This is a genomic window from Cupriavidus sp. a3 (assembly GCF_051015765.1).
GTDB classification, from domain to species: Bacteria; Pseudomonadota; Gammaproteobacteria; order Burkholderiales; family Burkholderiaceae; genus Cupriavidus; species Cupriavidus oxalaticus_A.
The window spans coordinates 744579-764599 of the sequence record NZ_CP170643.1; the positions used below are offsets into that span (position 1 = coordinate 744579).

The following is a 20021-nucleotide window of genomic DNA, read 5'->3' on the forward strand; positions in this document are numbered from 1 at the left end:
GGTGGGGAACCTGGCTGGGGGGAAAGGGAAATGATACCGGGGAAGCCGGCTGGAGGTTTGCTTCCCAAGATGGTTTGCTCCCCTCTCCCGCCCGGCGGGAGAGGGGAACACAATCCGGCAGTTCAGTGCTTCCGCACCCGCCGCAACTCATCCACGATCAGCAGCACCGCGCCGACCGTGATCGCGCAGTCCGCGACATTGAAGGCCGGCCAGTGATACCGGCCCGCGTAGAAATCCAGGAAGTCGACCACGTGCCCGTAGACCACGCGATCGATCACGTTGCCGACCGCGCCGCCCAGGATCAGCGACACGGCGAAGCAGAACAACCGCTGCCCGGTATGCCGATACAGCAGCCACACGATGAACGCCCCGACCACGAGGCCCAGTCCGGTAAAGAACCAGCGCTGCCAGCCGCCGGCGTCGGCCAGGAAGCTGAATGCCGCGCCCTTGTTGTAGACCAGCACCAGGTTGAAGAAGCTCGTGACCGGGCGCGACTCACCGTAAGTGAAGCTGCGCACGATGACGATCTTGAAGAACTGGTCAAGCAGCACCACCAGCAGTGCGAACGCCAGCCACAGCAGCGGCGTGGTGTTGCCCGCGGCCTTGCTGCCGCGGCGCGCCGGCCGGGCGGATCGGGACGTGGTCGATGCCATCAGGCGTGGCTCCTGTGTTCACCGGCGCCGAACAGGTTGCTGTCGCAGCGGCCGCAGAGGGTGGGGTGGTCCGGGTTGTGGCCGACATCGGCGCGGTAGTGCCAGCAGCGCTCGCACTTGGCATGTGCCGACGGCGTTACCGTCACCAGCAGGTCGCCGGCTTCGGGCGCGGCGGTGACCTTGGCCGACGATGTCAGCAGCACGAAGCGCAGGTCGTCGCCCAGGCTCTGCAGCGCCTGCAGCACCGGGCCGCCGGCCTGGATGGTCAGCTCCGCCTGCAGCGACGAGCCGATCTCGCCTTCGACGCGCACCGCTTCCAGTTGCTTGGTGACTTCGGCGCGCACTTCGCGCAGCGTATGCCATTTCTGCAGCAGGTCATCGGCGTCGTCCATTTCCGGCACCGGGTAGTAGGTGCTGGTGAAGATGGTGTCGGTGTGCTCGGTGCCGTGGACAAAGACCTGCCACGCTTCCTCGGCGGTGAACGACAGGAACGGCGCCATCCAGTGCAGCATCGCCTGGGTGATGTGGTACAGCGCGTTCTGCGCCGCGCGGCGGGCCTTGGAGTCCGCCGCCGTGGTGTAGAGGCGGTCCTTCAGCACGTCAAGGTAGAAGCCGCCCAGGTCTTCCGAGCAGAAGGTCTGCAGCTTGGCCACCACCGGGTGGAATTCGTAGGCCTCGTAGTGCGACAGCACTTCCTTCTGCAGCCGGTCGGTCAGCGCGACGGCGTAGCGGTCGATCTCCAGCCATTCCGACGCCGGCAGCGCGTGCTTGCCGTGGTCGTAGTCGGACAGGTTCGACAGCAGGAAGCGCAGCGTGTTGCGGATGCGGCGATAGCTTTCCACCACGCGCTTGAGGATCTCGTCCGAGATCGACAACTCGCCCGAGTAGTCGGTCGAGGCCACCCACAGCCGGATGATCTCGGCGCCCATCTTGTTGGAGATGTCCTGCGGCGACACGGTGTTGCCGACCGACTTGGACATCTTGCGGCCCTCGCCGTCGACGGTGAAGCCGTGCGTCAGCAGCGCCTTGTACGGCGGCTTGCCGTACAGCATCGACGCGGTCAGCAGCGACGAATGGAACCAGCCGCGGTGCTGGTCGGAGCCTTCCAGGTAGAGGTCGGCAAGGCGGCCTTCGGCTGTGTCGGCGGCCGGGTCGTACAGGTCGTCGCGGTGCGAGCCGCGGACCACGGTCCAGTGCGTGGTGCCGGAGTCGAACCAGACGTCGAGCGTGTCGCGGTTCTTTTCGTACTGGCTGGCTTCGTCGCCCAGCAGTTCGGCCGGATCCAGCGTCTGCCAGGCTTCGATGCCTTGCTGCTCGACGCGTTTGGCGATGGCTTCCAGCAGTTCAGGCGTGCGCGGATGCAGCGCGCCGGTTTCCTTGTGCACGAAGAAGGCCATCGGCACGCCCCACTGGCGCTGGCGCGACAGCGTCCAGTCCGGCCGGTTGGCGATCATGTTGTGCAGGCGCTGCTTGCCCCACGCCGGGTAGAACTCGGTGGCATCGATGCCGGCCAGCGCGGTCTCGCGCAGGGTCGGCACGGGCTTGCCGTTCTCCTCGGTCGGATCCACGTCCATGCCCGCAAACCACTGCGAGGTGGCGCGGTAGATGATCGGCGTCTTGTGACGCCAGCAGTGCATGTAGCTGTGGGTGTACTTGTGCGAGTTGAACAGGTTGCCCGATTCCTGCAACGCGTCGACGATCTTGGGGTTGGCATCCCAGATCGACAGCCCGCCGAACAGCGGCAGCGTGCCGGCGTAGACGCCGTTGCCCATCACCGGGCTGATGATGTCGCTGTCGGGCATCCCGTGCGCCTTGCACGACTGGAAGTCTTCCACGCCATAGGCGGGCGCCGAGTGGACGATGCCCGAGCCGGTGTCGGTGGTGACGTAGTCGCCCAGGTAGACCGGCGACAGGCGGTCATATCCCGCGTCCATCTTGGCCAGCGGGTGGTGGAAGCGGATTTCCGACAGCGCGGCGCCGGTTGCGGTGGCGATGACCTTGCCTTCCAGCGCGTAGACCTTCAGCTGCTCCTCGACGCGCTCGGTGGCCAGGATCAGGTAGCCGCGCGGCGTGTCGACCAGCGCGTATTCCACTTCGGGGTGCACGTTCAGCGCCTGGTTGCTCGGGATGGTCCACGGCGTGGTGGTCCAGATCACGATCCAGCCGGGCTTGGCGTTGATCTGGTCGAACGGCACCTTGAAGGCGTGCGCCAGCTTGTCGGCCTCGGCAAACGGGAAGCCCACGTCGATCGACAGGTCGACCTTGTCCTTGTACTCGACTTCGGCCTCGGCCAGCGCCGAGCCGCAGTCGAAGCACCAGTTCACCGGCTTCAGGCCGCGGAACACGTAGCCCTTTTCCATGATCTTGCCGAGCGCGCGCAATTCGTCCGCCTCGTTGCTGTAGTTCATGGTCAGGTAGGGGTGGTCCCAGTCGCCCAGCACGCCCAGGCGCTCGAAGTCCACCATCTGGCGCTTGATCTGCTCGGTGGCGTACGCGCGCGCCTTGGCCTGGACTTCCTGCACCGGCAGGCCCTTGCCGAATTTCTTCTCGATCTGGATCTCGATCGGCATGCCATGGCAGTCCCAGCCCGGCACGTAGACGGCGTCGAGCCCGCTCAGGCCGCGCGCCTTGATGATCATGTCCTTGAGCACCTTGTTCACGGCGTGGCCGATGTGGATATCGCCGTTGGCATACGGCGGGCCGTCATGCAGCACGAACTTCTTCGCGCCCTTGCGCGCCGCGCGGATCTTCTTGTAGAGCTGCTTCTCCTGCCACTGCTTGACCCACTGCGGCTCGCGCTTGGGCAGGTCGCCACGCATGGGGAAGGGCGTGTCGAGCAGGTTGACGGGATACTTGTTTTTCTGGTTCTGATCGGACTTGGCGCGTTTGTCGTCGGACATTTCGATTCTCGGAGCAATTCGTTTGGCGCGCGGCCGGCAGCAGGCCGGGGCGCGCGCGGGAAGACTGGGCGGGGCATGCGAACCGGGCCCGCGCACACTGGCGGGCGCCGGCCGCTAGCTAATTCGGTCGGTGGCGGAGGTAGCGAAGTCGCGGCCGCCGGTGCCCTCGGCAGCGCCGGGCGCGGTCAGGCCGAAGAACCCGCGCGCGTCGGCGCTGTCCTTGGCGATCGCGGCGGTCAGGTCTTCCAGGTTGTCGAAGCGCGCCTCGTCGCGCAGCTTCTTCATGAATTCGACCCGTACCAGCTTGCCGTACAGGCTTTCATTGAAGTCAAAGAGGTGGACTTCCAGCAGCACGCGGCCGGCGTCCTCGATGGTCGGGCGCACGCCGATGCTGGCCACGCCGGGCAGCGGGTGGTCGGCAATGCCGTGCACCTGCACCACGAAGATGCCGTTGACCGCCGGGCGCTTGTGCGAGATGCGCAGGTTCAGCGTCGGGAAGCCCAGGTCGCGGCCCAGCTTGCGGCCGTGGATCACGTGGCCGCTGATGGCATAGCCGTGGCCCAGCAGGCGCCGCGCGTGCTCGAGGTCGCCATCGGCCAGGGCCTGGCGCACCGCCGAGCTGGAAATGCGGATGCCGCCCTCGGAGACCGAGCCCATCTGCTCGACGTCGAAGCCGAACCGGTGCCCGGCGTCCTGCAGGTAGGCGAAGTCGCCCGCGCGCCTGGCGCCGAAGCGGAAGTCGTCGCCGACCAGCAGCCAGCGCGTGTGCAGGCCGTGCCACAGCACGTTTTCAACGAATTCCTGCGGGGACTGGCTGGCAAAGTGGGCGTTGAAGTGCTCGACCACGACGCGGTCCACGCCGTTGCGGCGCAGGCTTTCCAGCTTGTCGCGCAGCAGCGCGATGCGGGTGGGCGCCTTGTCCGGGGTGAAGAACTCGCGCGGATGCGGCTCGAACGTCATCACGCACAGCGGCAGGCCGCGCGCGTCCGCCGCCGCGCGCGCGCGCGCAAGCAGCGACTGGTGGCCGCGATGCACACCGTCGAAATTGCCGATGGTGAGCGCGCAGGGCGCCCGGCTCTCGGCGTTGGGCAGGCCGCGGAAGACTTTCACGGGGACGGCGGGAAATGTTTCGGGTAAAGCGGGCATTATAAGGCGAATGGGTCGGCTTGCCGCTGCCTGCGCCCCCATGTGCGCTAAGCTGCTGTTTTTGTGCTGCATCCGCCTACCCCGGCATGGCGCGATACGGCAAAAGGCGGCATGATATGCACCACTTGTGTGTCACGCCGACGTCACATGCAGCCAAAACGCGCGCGACACGACATTTCTTGCCGCTTTTTCTCGCCTTGCGCCTGCCATCTCAAGCCAGCCACATTTGAACGCGCTGCCCAACCGGTTCCTGTCCCGGCTTCTCCCCCGGCTTCGGCCCCATATACTGCCGCAATCGAGCGGTGAGCTTGACGTCGAGACCCGCGCCAAGCTGATGGCCATCGTGCACAAGAATGCGCCGACCGCCATCGTCGCTTCCGTGCTGCTGCCGGCGCTGACCACGCTGGGATTCTGGGGCGAAGTCAGCCACGCCGCACTGCTGGGTTGGTGCGCGATCATGCTGCTGCTGACCGCGGGCGGCCTGTGGTTCCATGTCGGCTACCAGCGCGACGGGGCCTCGATGAGCCGTTCCGCGCATACGCGCAGGTGGTGGAACAACATGCGCGTGCTGGCGCTGCTGACCGGGGTAACCTGGGGCAGCTCGGCACTGCTGCATTTGTATACGGACTCGGTGGTCTTCTCCAGCGTGCTGTACCTGCTGACGCTGGGCGTGCTGGCCGGCGGCGCGGTATCGCAGGCCCCGGTGCCGTCCAACCTGGTGTACGCCGGCGTGCCGATCCTGGTGCCCAGCATCCTGATGGCGGAGTTCGCCTTCCCCGGCCATGGCGCTTATGTACAGGGCCTGCTGGGGATCTACGCGCTGATGCTGTCGCGCCATGCCTTCAACCTGCAGCTCACGCTGGTCCGCGCGATCCAGCTCGAGGGTGACAGCCGCCGGCTGGCCAAGCAGTTCCAGGAAGAAAAGGAGCGCGCGCTGCATGCCAGCGAAGAAAAATCGCGCTTCCTCGCCGCCGCCAGCCATGACCTGCGCCAGCCGGTGCATGCGCTGGTGATGCTGGTTGAAGCGCTGCGCGCGCGCAACCAGTCGTCGTCGCTGCATCCGCTGGTGGAGCAGGTGGCGGCGGGCACGCAGACCATCGACCTGCTGTTCCGCTCGCTGCTGGACCTGTCCAAGCTGGAAGGGCGCAAGGTCCTGCCGACGCTGGAGCCGTGCGAGCTGGGCGCGCTGATCCGCGACGTGATGAGCCAGTTTGCCGCCGACGCCCGCGAAAGCGGCCTGATGCTGACGCCGCGCGTGCCCGACGAACTGTACGCGATGGCCGAGCCGGTGCTGCTGCGCCGCGCGCTGTTCAACCTGGTGCAGAACGCGTTGCGCTATACCCAGCGCGGCGGCGTGCTGGTGACCGCGCGCCAGCGCCGCAAGCACGTGCGGCTGGAGGTGTGGGACACCGGCGCCGGCGTCACGCCCGAGCACCTGCCCGATATCTTCTCGCCGTACTACCAGGTCAACAACCCGCAGCGCGACCCGTCTCAGGGCCTCGGCCTCGGCCTGGCGATCTTCAAGGAGTGCGTGCGGCTGATGCGCGGCACCTATGGCGTGCGCTCGGTGCCGGGCAAGGGCTCGGTGTTCTGGTTCGCCCTGGCCCCGGTGCCGGCCGAGACCGTCGCCAGCGTGCGCGAGATGCGTGCCATGGCGCAGGCCCAGGAAGCCAAGCCCGACCGGCTGCAGGGCACGGTGCTGGTGGTCGACGACGACAGCCAGATCCGCAAGGCGTGGATCGCGTTGATGGAGGCGTGGGGCATCCACGTGGCCTGCGCCGCGCACGGCGCCGAGGCCGACAAGCTGTTTGCCAAGGGCCTGCGCCCGGACATCATCTTCTGCGACCTGCGGCTGCCGGGCAGCGAGAACGGCCTGGACCTGCTGGAGCGCTGGCAGAACACGCAGCCGCAGGCGCGCAGCGCGCTGCTGACCGGCGACCTGAAATCGGCCGCGCTGGCGGCGGCGGAAGAGGCGGGGTATTTCGTGCTGCCCAAGCCGGTGGACCCGGCGTCGCTGCGGATGCTGCTGCGGCGCTGGCTGCGCCCGGCTTAGGCTGGGGAGGGCAGGCGCGGCGCCTTACTGGCGCAGGCGGAACCGTTCCATCCGCGACATCACCTGCATCCGGGTACGCACGCCCAGGCGTTGCAGGATCGCCGAGACATGCTCCTTGACCGTGTTCTCGGTCAGCCCGAGCCGGCGCGCGATCACCTTGTTCGGCAGGCCTTCGAGCACCAGGGCCAGCACGGACCCCTGGCGCGGCGTCAGGCCCAGCTCGGCCGGCGTAACCGGGATGCCGTGCGCGGGGCCAAACGACTGGGCCCGCCCGTTCAGGGCTTCATCGGTAGGGAAGGAGGTGTCACCCGCCAGCACCTTGCGCACCGCGGCGGTGAAGGCATTGGCATCGAGATGCTTGCCGACGAAGCCGCATGCCGACAGCGCACGGGCGCGGCCGACGATTTCGGGCGTGGCTTCTGCGGACATGAAGATAAAGCGCGCCCCGGGGATCACGGTCTTGAACGACTGCATGGCATCGAAGCCGGTGCCGTCGTTCAGCCAGATATCGAGCAGCACAATATCCGGGCGCAGCCCCTGCTGCAGGCTCGCCAGGGCTTCTCGGGCACTGCCGGCGGCGTGTACCGCGACATCCGGCATGACTTCGGCAAGGAAGGCCGTGGTGCCTGACAAGGCCATAGGATGATCATCGACCACCAACAACGTCGGTGCAGCGTTCGACATGCGAGTTCCCGTCTAATTTCCCGTTTCGTCCTTGTTGTCACCCGCTCGCTTGGAGCACTGTGTCGTGAAAAACCTGCACAGGATTGGCGCGTGGACGTAGCGCCCACTCTAGCAGAGGGGGCGAAGCGTCACAATCCATCAATCGGGGGTATACGGCGCCATCGTCACATGTTAGAGGCATTGCAACTTGTCCGGATCTGGTGAATTAAGTACCTAATGGGTTCGCTTTACCGGAGTTTAGTGCCTCGCCTTGGTAGAATTGCGCGATGAAAAAAATTGTCATCTTGATTTCCGGGCGTGGCTCCAACATGGAAGCCATCGTTCGTGCCTGCGCGGGCGGCGGTTGGCCGGCGCGCGTGGCAGCGGTGCTGTCGAACCGGCCCGATGCCGCCGGGCTGCAGTTCGCGCAGCAGCAAGGCATTGCCACCGGCGTGGTCGACCATCGCCAGTTTCCCGACCGCGCCTCGTTTGATGCCGCGATGGCCGAGGCCATCGATGCCCACGCCCCCGACCTGGTGGTGCTGGCCGGCTTCATGCGCATCCTGACGCCGGGTTTTGTCGACCGCTATGCGGGCCGGCTGCTGAATATCCACCCGTCGCTGCTGCCGTGCTTCCCGGGGCTGAACACCCACAAGCAAGCGCTGGACGCCGGCGTCAAGCTGCACGGCGCCACCGTGCACTTCGTTACCCCGGAACTCGACCATGGTCCGATCGTGATCCAGGCTGCACTTGATGTGCTGCCCACCGACACGCCCGAAAGCCTGGCCGAGCGCCTGCTCGACTGCGAGCACCAGATCTATCCCCGCGCCGTCCGCTGGTTCGTCGAGGACCGCCTGCGACTGCAGGACGGCGTGGTCAACGTTATCAACCCGGCCGAGCCGCAATTGCTGATGGCCATCTCCGCCCATACCCGGGCGGCAGGAGTCGAGGCATGAGCCGCAACCAGGCAGGAACCCGTCCCACCCGTAGCGAGGGCCACGCGCCGCCGCGCGGCAAGAGCAAGGGCAAGGGCAGCCCCATCCGCAAGCCCGCCAACGGCAATGCCGTCCGCGACGGCGCGCCGCGCATGCACGGCGGGCTGCACGCCTCGCATATCCAGCATATCGACCGCCTGCTTGGCAAGGTCATGCTGTTCGCCCGCCCGGCCGATGCCGTGGTGAGCTATTACTTCCGCGAGAACAGCAAGCTGGGCCATCGCGAGCGCGGCATCATCGCCGAGGCCATCTATGCGGTGCTGCGCCGGCGCGTGGAGTTCGCGCAGTTTGCGGAAAGCGGCACCGGCGCCAGCTCGCGCCGCCTGGCGCTGCTGGGCCTGGCGGCCACGCTCGGACGCGACGTGCTGACGCCGTTCCTGCACCCCGAAGAGGCCGAATGGCTGGACCGCCTGACCACGATCGAGCGTTCCAGCCTGGCCCCGCGCGTGCGCACCAATCTGCCCGAATGGCTGTACGACGAGCTGGTGCGCCGCCATGGCGAAGAATTTACCGCGGCACTGGGCGATGCCTGGCTGCGCCCGGCGCCGCTTGACCTGCGCGTCAACCTGGGCAAGACCAGCCGCGATGCGGCGCTGGCCGAGCTGCAATCCGCCGGCCTGGGCGCCGAGCCGACGCCGATGGCGCCCGCCGGCATCCGCATGACCGGCAAGCCCGCGCTGAACCAGCTGCCAATCTTTGTCAACGGCCTGGTCGAGGTGCAGGACGAAGGCAGCCAGCTGCTGTGCAACCTGGTGGCGCCAAAGCGTGGCGAGATGGTGGTCGACTTCTGTGCCGGCGCGGGTGGCAAGACCTTGGCGCTGGGCGCCGCGATGCGCTCCACCGGCCGGTTGTACGCCTTCGACGTGTCGGAAAAGCGCCTGGCCAACCTGAAGCCCCGCCTGGCGCGCAGCGGCCTGTCCAACGTCCATCCGGTCCTGATCGACTCCGAACGCGACGCCAAGATCAAGCGCCTGGCCGGCAAGGTCGACCGGGTGCTGGTGGACGCGCCGTGCAGCGGGCTGGGAACGCTGCGGCGCAACCCCGACCTGAAGTGGCGCCAGACGCCGGAATCGGTGCTGGAGCTGACTGCCAAGCAGAGCGCTATCCTTGAGTCGGCGGCGCGCCTGGTCAAGGGCGGCGGCCGCGTGGTCTACGCCACGTGCTCCGTGCTCGAAGCCGAAAACGAGGCCATCGTGCGCGATTTCCTCGCCGCGCACCCCAACTTCCGCCTGGTTCCGGCCAGCGAGGTGCTGGCCGACCAGAAGATCGAAGTGCCCGCGTTGCCTCAGGATAGCGGCATGTTCGCGCTGTATCCGCATCTGCACCAGACCGACGGCTTCTTTGCCGCGGTGCTGGAACGCACCAGCTGACGCCTGTGGCCGCCGCCCGTCTGCAGCGGACGGCGGCCCTCAACCTGAGTCTCCCCGATGAACGGTGAAACCCTGTCCGGCCTCGGCGGCGAGCTGACGGCCTCCCATTCGATGTTCGGCAAGATGCTGGACGACCTGATCCGCGATGCCGGCGGCCCGGGGTTCTTCTGGCAGCTGCTGGTGCTGGCCGGCTGCCTCGCGGTGGCGTGGCCGCTGGGGCGCTATGTGGTGCACCGGCTCGAGGCGCGCTACGCCAGTTCCAGCTTCTCGCTGCGCTTTGCAGCCGCCAGCCTGGAGCGGGCCATGTTCCCGCTGGCAGGTTGGGTGCTGGTGATGGTCGCGCGCTTCGCGCTGGAGCCATTGATCCCGATCAGCGTGCTGCGGCTGGCGCTGGTGCCGCTGTTCGGTATCACCTCGCTCAATGTCGTCTTCTATATCCTGCGGCGGGTCATGTCCGGCAGCGGGCAGTTGCACGGCATGCTGCTGCTGGTGGAGAAGGTGCTGACCACGCTGGTGTGGATCGGCATGGCGCTTTATGTGCTTGGCGTGCTGTCGGAGGTGGTCGCGTGGATGCAGGACGTGCGCTTCTCGATCGGCGGCAAGCAGAAGATCAGCCTCGCCGACACGCTGATGGCGGGGGTCTGGATCCTGCTGACGGTGCTGGTGGCGATGTGGTTCGGGTCCTGGCTGGAGGAGCGGCTGATGCGCTCGGCCAACCTCGACGTCAACCTGAAGGTGGTGCTGACCCGCATCTCCAAGGCCTTGCTGCTGCTGGTGTCGCTGCTGCTGAGCCTGTCGCTGGTCGGGATCGACCTGACCGTGCTGTCGGTGTTCGGCGGTGCGCTGGGCGTGGGCCTGGGCCTGGGCTTGCAGAAGATCGCGAGCAACTACATCTCGGGCTTCATTATCCTGCTGGACCGCTCGGTCAAGCTGGGCGACCAGATCACGGTGGACAAGTACACCGGCATCGTGTCGCAGATCCGCACCCGCTACACCGTGGTGCGCAACGGCGACGGCGAGACGCTGGTGCCGAACGAGCAATTGGTGGCGCAGTCGGTGCAGAACCATTCATTCTCGAACACCAATGTGCGCGTGGCGACGCGTGTCCAGGCCGACTACAGCGCTGACCCGGAGACCGTGATCGCACTGCTGACCGAATGCGTGCGCGAACTGCCGCGCGTGCTGAAAGACCCGGAGCCGGCGGCCTTCCTGGTGCTGTTTGCGGACAGCGGCATCGAGTACGAAGTCGCGGCCTACATTGCCGATCCACAGAACGGAAAGCTAGGGGTGCAATCCGCGATGAACCGCGCCATCTGGCGCACGCTGCGCGAGCACGGCATTTCGATTCCCTATCCCCAGCGTGAGCTGCGTGTGATGCACGAGACGCCGATGCCCGGACCAGGCGCCCCCAAGGCAAGTACCTTGCCGGAAGCCGCCAACGCCACCTAGACTGTCACCTGAGCGTCACAGGACCGTGCAGATGCCAGCCAAGCGGCGAGTTCGGCACCCCACGGAACGAAAACCGTTGCACCCCGTCCAAATCCGGGAAATAGCGTATGCTTGCGCCCTCGCCAATCCGGTAGAATGCCGGGTTGTCGCGGGTTGAGACATCCCGCTCCCACATCAGACAGCCGCCAGATTGCAGCGGCTCGTACCTTGTCCCGCCTGCCACGGCCGGCGCCAGACTCGCGTGCCAGGGAGCCCGGAGCGACTTCGGGTCCCGAGGCAAGCGCCAGACAGCTATCGCAATCAATAGATTCGCAGCTATTTTTTCTGCGCGTTGTGTGCACCGGCCAGCCGGCCTGCACGGGAAAGTCCTGTTTAACCGACGGAGAACAGTTTGTTCGACACTATTCTTGACTGGGCCGCCAACGGCCTTGCCAATTGGGCCTGGTGGGAGATCGTCATCTACACCCTGGTGATGACGCATATCACCATCGCTGGCGTCACCATCTTCCTGCACCGCTGCATGGCGCACCGGTCGCTGGACCTGCACCCGATCGCCCAGCATTTCTTCCGCTTCTGGCTGTGGCTGACCACCGGCATGGTCACCAGGGAGTGGACCGCGATCCATCGCAAGCACCACGCCAAGTGCGAGACCGAGGACGATCCGCACAGCCCGCAGACCCGCGGCATCCGCAAGGTGCTGCTGGAAGGGGCTGAACTCTATCGCGCCGAGGCCAAGAACAAGGAAACCATCGCCAAGTTCAGCCATGGCTGCCCGAATGACTGGATCGAGCGCAACCTGTACTCGCGCTTCACCTGGCAGGGCGTTGGCCTGATGCTGATCATCGACCTGGCGCTGTTCGGCGTGATCGGCATGTCGGTGTGGGCAGTGCAGATGCTGTGGATCCCGATCCATGCCGCCGGCATCATCAATGGCCTGGGCCACTGGTGGGGCTACCGCAATTACGATTGCGAAGACGCGTCAACCAATGTGTCGCCGTGGGGCCTGATCATTGGCGGTGAGGAACTGCACAACAACCACCACACCTACCCGACCTCGGCCAAGTTTTCGATCAAGTGGTATGAGTTCGACGTGGGCTGGGGCTATATCCGCGCGATGCAGGCGGTCGGCCTGGCCAAGGTCAAGAAGACCCCGCCCAAGGCGCGCCTGGTGGAAGCCCGTCCGGTCGATCACAACACGCTGGAAGCCATCATCGCCAACCGCTATGACGTGATGGCGCGCTACGCCAAGGCCGTCAAGGGTGCGTTCCGCCAGGAACTGGACAAGCTCAAGGAAGGCGGCGTGGCCGAGTACCGCAGCTTCAAGCCCGCCAGCAAGTGGTTCCACCGCGAGGAAACCAAGCTGGCCGCACAGCAGCGCGAGCAGCTGGCGAGCATCGTCGAGCAGAACAAGGCGCTGCAGACCTTCGTCGAAATGCGCCGTGAACTGGCCGCCATCTGGGGCCGTTCCAACCTGACGCGCGAGCAGCTGCTGCAGCAGCTGCAGGCCTGGTGCCACCGTGCCGAGGCCAGCGGCATCCAGGCGTTGCACGATTTCTCGCTGCGCCTGCGCCGCTACGCCTGATACAATTCGGCCGCGCCGTATGGTTTGACAAAGCCCCGCCCATGGCGGGGCTTTTGTTTTAGATAAACTCCCCCATGTTCTGGCCGGCCGCACCCTGTTGGCGGAGGTCTAGAGGAGTACCCGGAGATGACCCCACAATCGATCAAGACCGTCGAGTTCGAGAAGCCGAACCTGGCGGATGCCGAAAACGCCACTGGCGGCAGCTGCGTGGCCCATGCCTGGGCCAAGGTGCCGCCGGTGCTGTCGCCCGATGAGCGGCAGTCGCTGAAGGCGCGTATCCGCCGCTTGCTGAAGGAACGTAATGCGGTGCTGGTGGCGCACTACTACGTCGACGCCGACCTGCAGGACCTCGCCGAAGAAACCGGCGGCTGCGTCTCCGACTCCCTCGAAATGGCCCGCTTCGGCCGCGACCACGAAGCCAAGACCCTGGTGGTGGCCGGCGTGCGCTTCATGGGCGAGACCGCCAAGATCCTCAGCCCCGAGAAGACCGTGCTGATGCCGGACCTGGATGCGACCTGCTCGCTCGACCTGGGTTGCCCGGCCGACGAATTCGCCGCCTTCTGCGATGCGCACCCAGACCGCACCGTGGTGGTGTACGCCAATACCAGCGCGGCGGTGAAGGCGCGCGCGGACTGGATGGTCACGTCGAGCATCGGGCTGAAGATCGTCGAGCACCTGCACGCGCAGGGCAAGAAGATCCTGTGGGCACCCGACAAGCACCTGGGCAGCTATATCCAGAAGCAGACCGGCGCCGACATGCTGCTGTGGCAGGGCTCGTGCCTGGTGCACGACGAGTTCAAGGGCATCGAGCTGGACCTGCTGCGCCGCGAATTCCCCAACGCCAAGATCCTGGTGCACCCGGAATCGCCCGAAAACGTGGTGGCGCAGGCCGATGTGGTCGGCTCCACCTCGCAGCTGATCGAAGCGGCGCAGAAGCTGGACGCGACCGAGTTTATCGTTGCCACCGACAACGGCATCCTGCACAAGATGCGCATGGCCGCGCCTGGCAAGCACTTCATCGAGGCGCCGACGGCCGGCAACAGCGCGACCTGCAAAAGCTGCGCGCACTGCCCGTGGATGGCGATGAATGCGCTGACCAACCTGGCCGAGGTGCTGGAGACCGGGCGCAACGAGATCCACGTCGACCCGGCCATCGGCGTCAAGGCGGTGACCTGCATCAACCGCATGCTCGACTTCGCCGCGGCGCAGAAGCGCAATGTGCGTCCGTCGTCCGACCTGGCGAAGGAACAGGCGCTGTTCCAGGGGATCGGCCCGGCATGAGCGTGAATCCGATTTTCGACAGCTACGGCGCAGCGCTGCACGCAGCGCTGCAAGCCAATGTGCAGGCCGCCATCGCCGAGGATGTCGGCAGCGGCGACCTGACCGGCCTGCTGGTGCCCGCTGGCAAGCCCGCGCACGCGCGCGTGATCGTGCGCGAAGCGGCGGTGCTGTGCGGACAGCCGTGGTTCGATGCCTGCATGCGCGCGGTCGACCCGGCGCTGGAAGTGCGCTGGCTGCAGGAAGAGGGCGCGCGGATGGCGGCGGATTCCGTGGTGTGCGAGATCACCGGCCCGGCGCGCTCGCTGCTGACTGCCGAACGCCCGTCGCTGAACTTCCTGCAACTGCTGTCCGGCGTGGCCACCGTGACGCGCCGCTATGCCGACCTGATCGCCGGCACCCGCGCGCGCGTGCTGGATACCCGCAAGACGCTGCCGGGCCTGCGCCTGGCGCAGAAGTACGCGGTCCGCATCGGCGGTGGCGAGAACCAGCGGCTGGCGCTGTACGACGGCATCCTGATCAAGGAAAACCATATCGCCGCGGCAGGCAGCATCACCGCCGCGCTGCAGGCGGCGCTGGCGCTCGATACCGATGCGTCGGTGCAGGTCGAGGTCGAGTCGCTGGCGGAGCTGGAAGAAGCCCTGGCAGCAGGCGCGAAGTCGGTGCTGATCGATAACTTCACCGTGCCGATGATGCAGGACGCGGTGAAGATCAACCAGGGCAGGGCGCTACTTGAGGTGTCGGGCGGCGTCAATGCCGAGACCATCCGCACTTTCGCCGAGACCGGCGTGGACCGGATCTCGGTGGGCGCATTGACCAAGGACGTGCGCGCGACGGATTACTCGCTGCGTATCATCGGCTGACGCATCGCCAGCCCGAAGCCAAAACGGGGTGGAGCCATCAGGCTCGCACCCCGTTTTTTATTGCTGCGCGGCGCTCAGCGCTTGCGCACGGCGGGCGGTTGCATCACCGTAGGCAGGGCCTTCGGCAGCGAATCCGGATAGTCCCGGCTGAAATGCAGTCCGCGGCTTTCATGCCGCGAGTACGCGCTGTCAACGATCAGCGAGGCCACCTCCACCAGGTTGCGCAGCTCCAGCAGGTCGCGCGTGACGCGGAAATTCGCGTAGTACTCGGCGATTTCCTCGCGCAGCAGGCCGATGCGGTGCTGCGCGCGTTCCAGCCGCTTGCTGGTGCGCACGATGCCGACGTAGTTCCACATCATGCGGCGCAGTTCATCCCAGTTGTGGGACACCACGACTTCCTCGTCGGCATCGGACACGCGGCTTTCGTCCCACGCCGGCAGCGTGATATTGGGTGCGCCGGCCTTGTCCTTCGAGGCGATGTCTTCCGCCGCGGCGCGGCCGATCACCATGCATTCGAGCAGCGAGTTGGAGGCCAGCCGGTTGGCGCCGTGCAGGCCGGTGCAGGCAGACTCGCCCACTGCATACAGGTTGCCGATATCGGTGCGGCCCGCGGTATCGGTGACAACGCCGCCGCAGGTGTAGTGCGCGGCCGGCACCACCGGGATCGGCTCGCGCGTGATGTCGATGCCCAGTTCCAGGCAGCGCGCGTAGATCGTCGGGAAGTGTTCCTTCAGGAAGGCTTCGGGCTGGTGGCTGATGTCCAGGTAGACGCAGTCCAGGCCGCGCTTCTTCATCTCGAAGTCAATGGCGCGCGCGACCACGTCGCGCGGCGCCAGCTCGGCACGCTCATCGTGCTCGGGCATGAAGCGGGTGCCGTCGGGCAGCTTGAGCAGCCCGCCTTCGCCGCGCACCGCCTCGGAAATCAGGAACGACTTGGCATAGGGGTGGTACAGGCAGGTCGGGTGGAACTGGATGAATTCCATGTTCGACACCCGGCAGCCCGCGCGCCACGCCATGGCGATGCCATCGCCGGTGGCGGTGTCGGGGTTGGTGGTGTACAGGTAGACCTTGCCCGCGCCGCCCGCGGCCAGCACCGTATGCGTGGCGGTGAGGGTGTGTACCGCGCCGGTATTGTCGTCGAGCACGTAAAGGCCATAGCACCGGTTGCCCGGGAGTCCCAGCTTGCGTGACGTGATCAGGTCGATCGCGAAATGGTCTTCCAGGATGGTGATGTTCGGATGCTGCGTGGCCTGCTGCAGCAGCGTGCTGACCACCGCGTGTCCGGTGGCATCGGCCGCATGGATGATGCGCCGGCGGCTGTGGCCGCCTTCGCGGGTCAGGTGGAAGCCCAGTTCGGCCTGCTCGTCGCGCGTGAATGGCACGCCGCGGTCGATCAGCCACTGGATCGCCTCGCGCCCGTGCTCCACGATAAAGCGGGTTGCCTCTTCGTCGCACAGTCCTGCGCCGGCAACGAGCGTGTCCTGCGTGTGCTCGTCATGGCTGTCGCCGGAATCCAGCACGGCGGCGATGCCGCCTTGTGCCCAGTCGCTGGCGCCCTGTGTCATGGCGCGCTTGCTGAGAATGACAACCCGGTGGGTGTCGGCCAGTTGCAGCGCGACCGTAAGGCCGGCCAGACCGCTGCCGACGATGGCGACATCGAAATTCATGGTGCGGAGAGAGCGCCGCAGGGCGCCAGGCGGATGGGGGAAACGGCAAAGTCTACACCGTGCGCGCCATACCGTGCACCAGTGCACCGGGCGGGATTGGGCGGTGATCGCGCCGGAAGGGCGCGGCACCGGCCGCGGTGTGCCGAACGGCGCGCTTCCTGCCTTCTGCGGGCGCCAACGTCGCGCGTGGAGCGCCGTAAGCAGAACGAGTGGGCAACAAAAAGCCCCGCAACCGGGCGGGGCTTCTTGTCGGGATACCGGATCAATTACTTGATCTTGGTTTCCTTGTAAGCGACGTGCTTGCGAGCGACGGGATCGAACTTCATGATCTCCATCTTCTCCGGCATGGTGCGCTTGTTCTTGGTCGTGGTGTAGAAGTGACCCGTGCCTGCGGTCGATTCCAGCTTGATCTTGTCGCGGCCGCCCTTGCTTGCCATGATGTGCTCCTAATTAGACTTCGCCGCGTGCGCGCAGGTCTGCGAGCACGGAGTCGATGCCTTTCTTGTCGATCAGGCGCAGGCCGGCGTTCGAGACGCGCAGGCTCACCCAGCGGTTTTCGGATTCAACGAAGAAACGACGATTCTGCAGGTTGGGCAGAAAACGGCGCTTGGTCTTGTTGTTTGCGTGGGAAACGTTGTTGCCGACCATCGGCGCTTTCCCGGTCACTTGACAGACGCGTGCCATGAAGCACTCCTAAATCTTATTCGTGGACAATGTTCGCAACAGATCAACAAAAGGCGCGCGGGCCCGGACTGCAGCGGTTGGGACTTCAGTGAAACGTAAATTATAGACCGGAATCCTCCGGCGAATCAATGCCTGCCGTACGATGACGGCAGCATGTGTTGTGTCTCGTCCAGCACTGTGCCGCAGGCGTCACAGTCCCGGCAGGCATTCGCAACCGTCAGCCAGCGAACGGATTTCCTGGCCGGCCACGATGAAATGGTCGAGCAGATGCACGTCGATGAGTTCGAGCGTCCTTGCCAGCTCGCGAGTCAGGTGCACGTCGCTCTGGCTGGGCGCGGTGGTGCCGGAAGGATGGTTGTGCGCCACGATCACGCCCGCCGCATTATGCACCAGCGCCTGGCGCGCGACCTCGCGCGGATACACCGCAGTGCGCGTCAGGGTGCCCCGGAACAGTTCTTCGCAGGCAATCATGCGGTTGCGCGGATCGAGGAACAGGCACAGGAAGACTTCGTGCGGCAGCGATGCCAGCGTCAGGCGCAGGTAGTTGTGCACCGCCGCGCGCGAGTCGAAGCCGGTCGGCAGCCTTAGGGATTCGGCCAGCGCGCGGCGCGCCAGTTCGGGGATGGCCTGCAGCTGTGCGTATTTGGCAACGCCCATGCCCTTGATGCCAGCCAGCGCGCCGGGTTCGGACGCGAACAGGGCGGTCAGCGAGCCGAAGCGGTGCAACAGCTCGCGGGCGAGGTCGACGGCACTTTTGCCAGCCGCGCCGATGCGCAGGAACACCGCCAGCAGTTCGGCGTCTGACAGGGCGGCGGCGCCGCATTCCAGCAGTTTTTCGCGCGGCCGCTCGCAGGCGGGCCAATTGGCTATGGTCATGGGCGTTCAGGGTTTGGACCGCCGGCCGGAGACTGGAAGGGTAGAAGGGGTATACGCTTCGGCACGGCGAGCGATGGGCCAGTCGAATACAATACGGGTTGTTCCTCGGTTGATCACCCATGAATTTGCAAACTTTCGCGTCGGAAGCCGACGGCGGCACGGCTGGCCGCAAGACTGTCCTGGCCGACTCTTTCCTGACCCTGCACTACAGCATCTCGCTAGAGAACGGCACCGAGGTCGTCAGCACCTTCGACGACAAGCCCGCCACGCTGCTGCTCGGCCAGGGCCAGCTCGCGCCCACGCTGGAGCAGGCGCTGCTGGGCATGCCGGAAGGCGAGCGCATGACTTACCGTCTCGCTCCGGAGCACGCGTTCGGGCCGCGCAATCCCGAACTGCTGCAGTGGGTGTCGCTGGCCACGCTGCGCGAGAACAGCTCGTTCGAGGAAGACTACAGCCCGGGCGACCTGGTCGAGTTCAACGCGCCCGGCGGCGGCAAGTACGCGGGCGTGCTGAAGGAAATCGGCGAGACCGCGGCGCTGTTCGACTTCAACCATCCGCTGGCCGGGCAGACCATCCTGTTCGACGTGCAGCTGATCGGCATCCTCTGATTGCGCCAACGTGCCGACTCCTGTCCAGATACGCAGCATGCCTGACCTGACCACCGCACCCGACGCCGAGATCCTGATGGCCCAGCCGCGCGGCTTCTGCGCAGGCGTGGATCGTGCCATCGAGATCGTCGAGCGCGCGCTCGCGCGCTTCGGCGCGCCGATCTACGTGCGCCATGAAATCGTGCACAACGCCTACGTGGTGGCGGACCTGCGCAGCAAGGGCGCGGTGTTCGTGCGCGAGCTGGACGAGGTGCCCGCCGGCGCCACCGTCATCTTCAGTGCGCACGGCGTGTCGCGCGAAGTGCGCGAGGACGCCGCCAAGCGCGGCCTGCACGTGTTCGACGCAACCTGCCCGCTGGTGACCAAGGTGCATGTCGAAGTCAGCAAGATGCGCGCGGAAGGCTGCGAGATCGTAATGATCGGCCATCGCGGCCACCCGGAGGTCGAAGGCACCATGGGCCAGGCCAACAGCGGCATGGTGCTGGTCGAGACGGCCGACGACGTCGCCAGGCTGCAGATCGCGGACCCGGCGCGGCTTGCCTTCGTGACCCAGACCACGCTGTCGGTGGACGAGACCCGCGAGATCGTCGCCGCGCTGAAGGCGCGCTATCCGCAGATCCGAGAGCCGAAGAAGCAGGATATCTGCTATGCCACGCAGAACCGCCAGGACGCGGTCAAGTTCATGGCGCCGCAGGTCGAGGTGGTGATCGTGGTCGGCAGCCCCAACAGCTCCAACTCCAACCGCCTGCGCGAACTGGCGCAGCGCCTGGGCGTGCCGGCCTATATGGTCGATGCGCCGGAGCAGGTGCGCCCGGAATGGATCGCCGGCAAGCGCCGCATCGGCCTGACCGCCGGGGCCTCGGCGCCCGAGGCGCTGGCGCAGTCGATCGTCGATCGCCTGCGCGCGCTCGGTGCGCGCCAGGTGCGGGCACTGGAGGGCATCGAGGAAAACATGGCGTTCCCGCTGCCGCGCGGCTTGATGCCGGCCAGCGTCGCCGCCTGAACGGCAGCGGGCCGGCCCGCATCTCGATACGCCGATGACAAAAGCGCCGCGCAATGCGGCGCTTTTTTTTTTGCGCTTGCCTGCGCGGTCGCGATTCATGGGCTTATGACGCGCAATGCACATTATCGGTGCAATGCGATCGGTGCATGTATAACCCGCGTGTTTGGCGAACAGACAAATAGGGGTAATCCCCGTAACTGGGGTTTTCCCTATTATGGTGCGGCGCTACAT

The 20021-nt window shown here is 66.2% G+C and carries 17 protein-coding genes; 9 read left to right on the forward strand and 8 right to left on the reverse strand.

From position 1 onward, the window contains the following. Nucleotides 1-122 precede the first annotated feature (122 nt). The 3 genes from lspA to ACAD63_RS03555 form a co-directional block, all read right to left on the reverse strand. A complete protein-coding gene (gene lspA, locus ACAD63_RS03545; protein WP_135705873.1) occupies nt 123-653 on the reverse strand; it encodes a signal peptidase II in 531 nt (176 codons plus the stop codon). Beyond that, nucleotides 653-3553, reverse strand: coding sequence for an isoleucine--tRNA ligase (ileS, locus tag ACAD63_RS03550; protein ID WP_133092226.1), 2901 nt, complete (start codon nt 3551-3553; stop codon nt 653-655). Before ileS ends, lspA begins: the two co-directional genes overlap by 1 nt. A gap of 114 nt (nt 3554-3667) precedes the next feature. Then, on the reverse strand, nt 3668-4663 hold the full coding sequence (locus ACAD63_RS03555) for a bifunctional riboflavin kinase/FAD synthetase (RefSeq protein ID WP_133092225.1): 996 nt from the start codon (nt 4661-4663) through the stop codon (nt 3668-3670). A 286-nt stretch (nt 4664-4949) separates the two neighbouring features. On the opposite strand from ACAD63_RS03555, the gene ACAD63_RS03560 reads away from it, so the two are divergent. After that, entirely contained in the window at nt 4950-6752 is a 1803-nt protein-coding gene (locus tag ACAD63_RS03560; protein WP_434033961.1) for an ATP-binding protein, read from the forward strand. Between the two features lie 24 nt (nt 6753-6776). Here ACAD63_RS03560 and ACAD63_RS03565 read toward each other — a convergent pair whose 3' ends face one another. Continuing rightward, a complete protein-coding gene (locus ACAD63_RS03565; RefSeq protein WP_133092223.1) occupies nt 6777-7436 on the reverse strand; it encodes a response regulator in 660 nt (219 codons plus the stop codon). A 266-nt stretch (nt 7437-7702) separates the two neighbouring features. Here ACAD63_RS03565 and purN point away from each other — a divergent pair, with 266 nt between their 5' ends. From purN to nadC, 6 genes are all read left to right on the forward strand, one after another. Beyond that, on the forward strand, nt 7703-8371 hold the full coding sequence (gene purN, locus ACAD63_RS03570; protein WP_195431920.1) for a phosphoribosylglycinamide formyltransferase: 669 nt from the start codon (nt 7703-7705) through the stop codon (nt 8369-8371). After that, a complete protein-coding gene (locus ACAD63_RS03575; protein ID WP_133092221.1) occupies nt 8368-9780 on the forward strand; it encodes an RsmB/NOP family class I SAM-dependent RNA methyltransferase in 1413 nt (470 codons plus the stop codon). The genes purN and ACAD63_RS03575 overlap by 4 nt, the downstream gene beginning before the upstream one ends. Nucleotides 9781-9837: 57 nt before the next feature. Then, nucleotides 9838-11229: a mechanosensitive ion channel family protein gene (locus ACAD63_RS03580; RefSeq protein WP_133092220.1), complete on the forward strand. Its 1392-nt coding sequence runs from the start codon at nt 9838-9840 to the stop codon at nt 11227-11229. A 391-nt stretch (nt 11230-11620) separates the two neighbouring features. Then, a complete protein-coding gene (locus tag ACAD63_RS03585; protein ID WP_133092219.1) occupies nt 11621-12811 on the forward strand; it encodes a DesA family fatty acid desaturase in 1191 nt (396 codons plus the stop codon). A 126-nt stretch (nt 12812-12937) separates the two neighbouring features. Next, on the forward strand, nt 12938-14092 hold the full coding sequence (gene nadA, locus ACAD63_RS03590; RefSeq protein ID WP_195431918.1) for a quinolinate synthase NadA: 1155 nt from the start codon (nt 12938-12940) through the stop codon (nt 14090-14092). Next, nucleotides 14089-14952, forward strand: a complete 864-nt coding sequence (gene nadC / locus ACAD63_RS03595) for a carboxylating nicotinate-nucleotide diphosphorylase (RefSeq protein ID WP_133092217.1) — start codon at nt 14089-14091, stop codon at nt 14950-14952. Before nadA ends, nadC begins: the two co-directional genes overlap by 4 nt. A gap of 74 nt (nt 14953-15026) precedes the next feature. Here the strand turns inward: nadC and nadB are convergent, their stop codons facing one another. The 4 genes from nadB to radC all read right to left on the reverse strand — a co-directional run bounded on the left by nadB (nt 15027) and on the right by radC (nt 18179). Continuing rightward, nucleotides 15027-16619 carry an L-aspartate oxidase gene (nadB, locus tag ACAD63_RS03600; RefSeq protein WP_135705867.1) on the reverse strand — a complete coding sequence of 531 codons (1593 nt, stop codon included), beginning with the start codon at nt 16617-16619 and terminating at the stop codon, nt 15027-15029. A gap of 266 nt (nt 16620-16885) precedes the next feature. Further along, nucleotides 16886-17056 carry a 50S ribosomal protein L33 gene (rpmG, locus tag ACAD63_RS03605; RefSeq protein ID WP_010814980.1) on the reverse strand — a complete coding sequence of 57 codons (171 nt, stop codon included), beginning with the start codon at nt 17054-17056 and terminating at the stop codon, nt 16886-16888. 13 nt (nt 17057-17069) lie between these two features. After that, complete coding sequence (gene rpmB, locus ACAD63_RS03610) at nt 17070-17303, reverse strand: 50S ribosomal protein L28 (RefSeq protein WP_006575661.1); 234 nt, start codon at nt 17301-17303, stop codon at nt 17070-17072. A 189-nt stretch (nt 17304-17492) separates the two neighbouring features. Next, nucleotides 17493-18179, reverse strand: a complete 687-nt coding sequence (gene radC / locus ACAD63_RS03615) for a RadC family protein (protein WP_133092215.1) — start codon at nt 18177-18179, stop codon at nt 17493-17495. Between the two features lie 119 nt (nt 18180-18298). On the opposite strand from radC, the gene ACAD63_RS03620 reads away from it, so the two are divergent. Together ACAD63_RS03620 and ispH are read left to right on the forward strand one after the other, a co-directional pair. After that, nucleotides 18299-18787, forward strand: a complete 489-nt coding sequence (locus ACAD63_RS03620) for an FKBP-type peptidyl-prolyl cis-trans isomerase (RefSeq protein ID WP_133092214.1) — start codon at nt 18299-18301, stop codon at nt 18785-18787. A 37-nt stretch (nt 18788-18824) separates the two neighbouring features. Beyond that, nucleotides 18825-19790 (forward strand): 4-hydroxy-3-methylbut-2-enyl diphosphate reductase, encoded by a 966-nt coding sequence (gene ispH / locus ACAD63_RS03625; RefSeq protein WP_133092213.1) that lies wholly within the window; start codon nt 18825-18827, stop codon nt 19788-19790. Nucleotides 19791-20021: the final 231 nt, after the last annotated feature.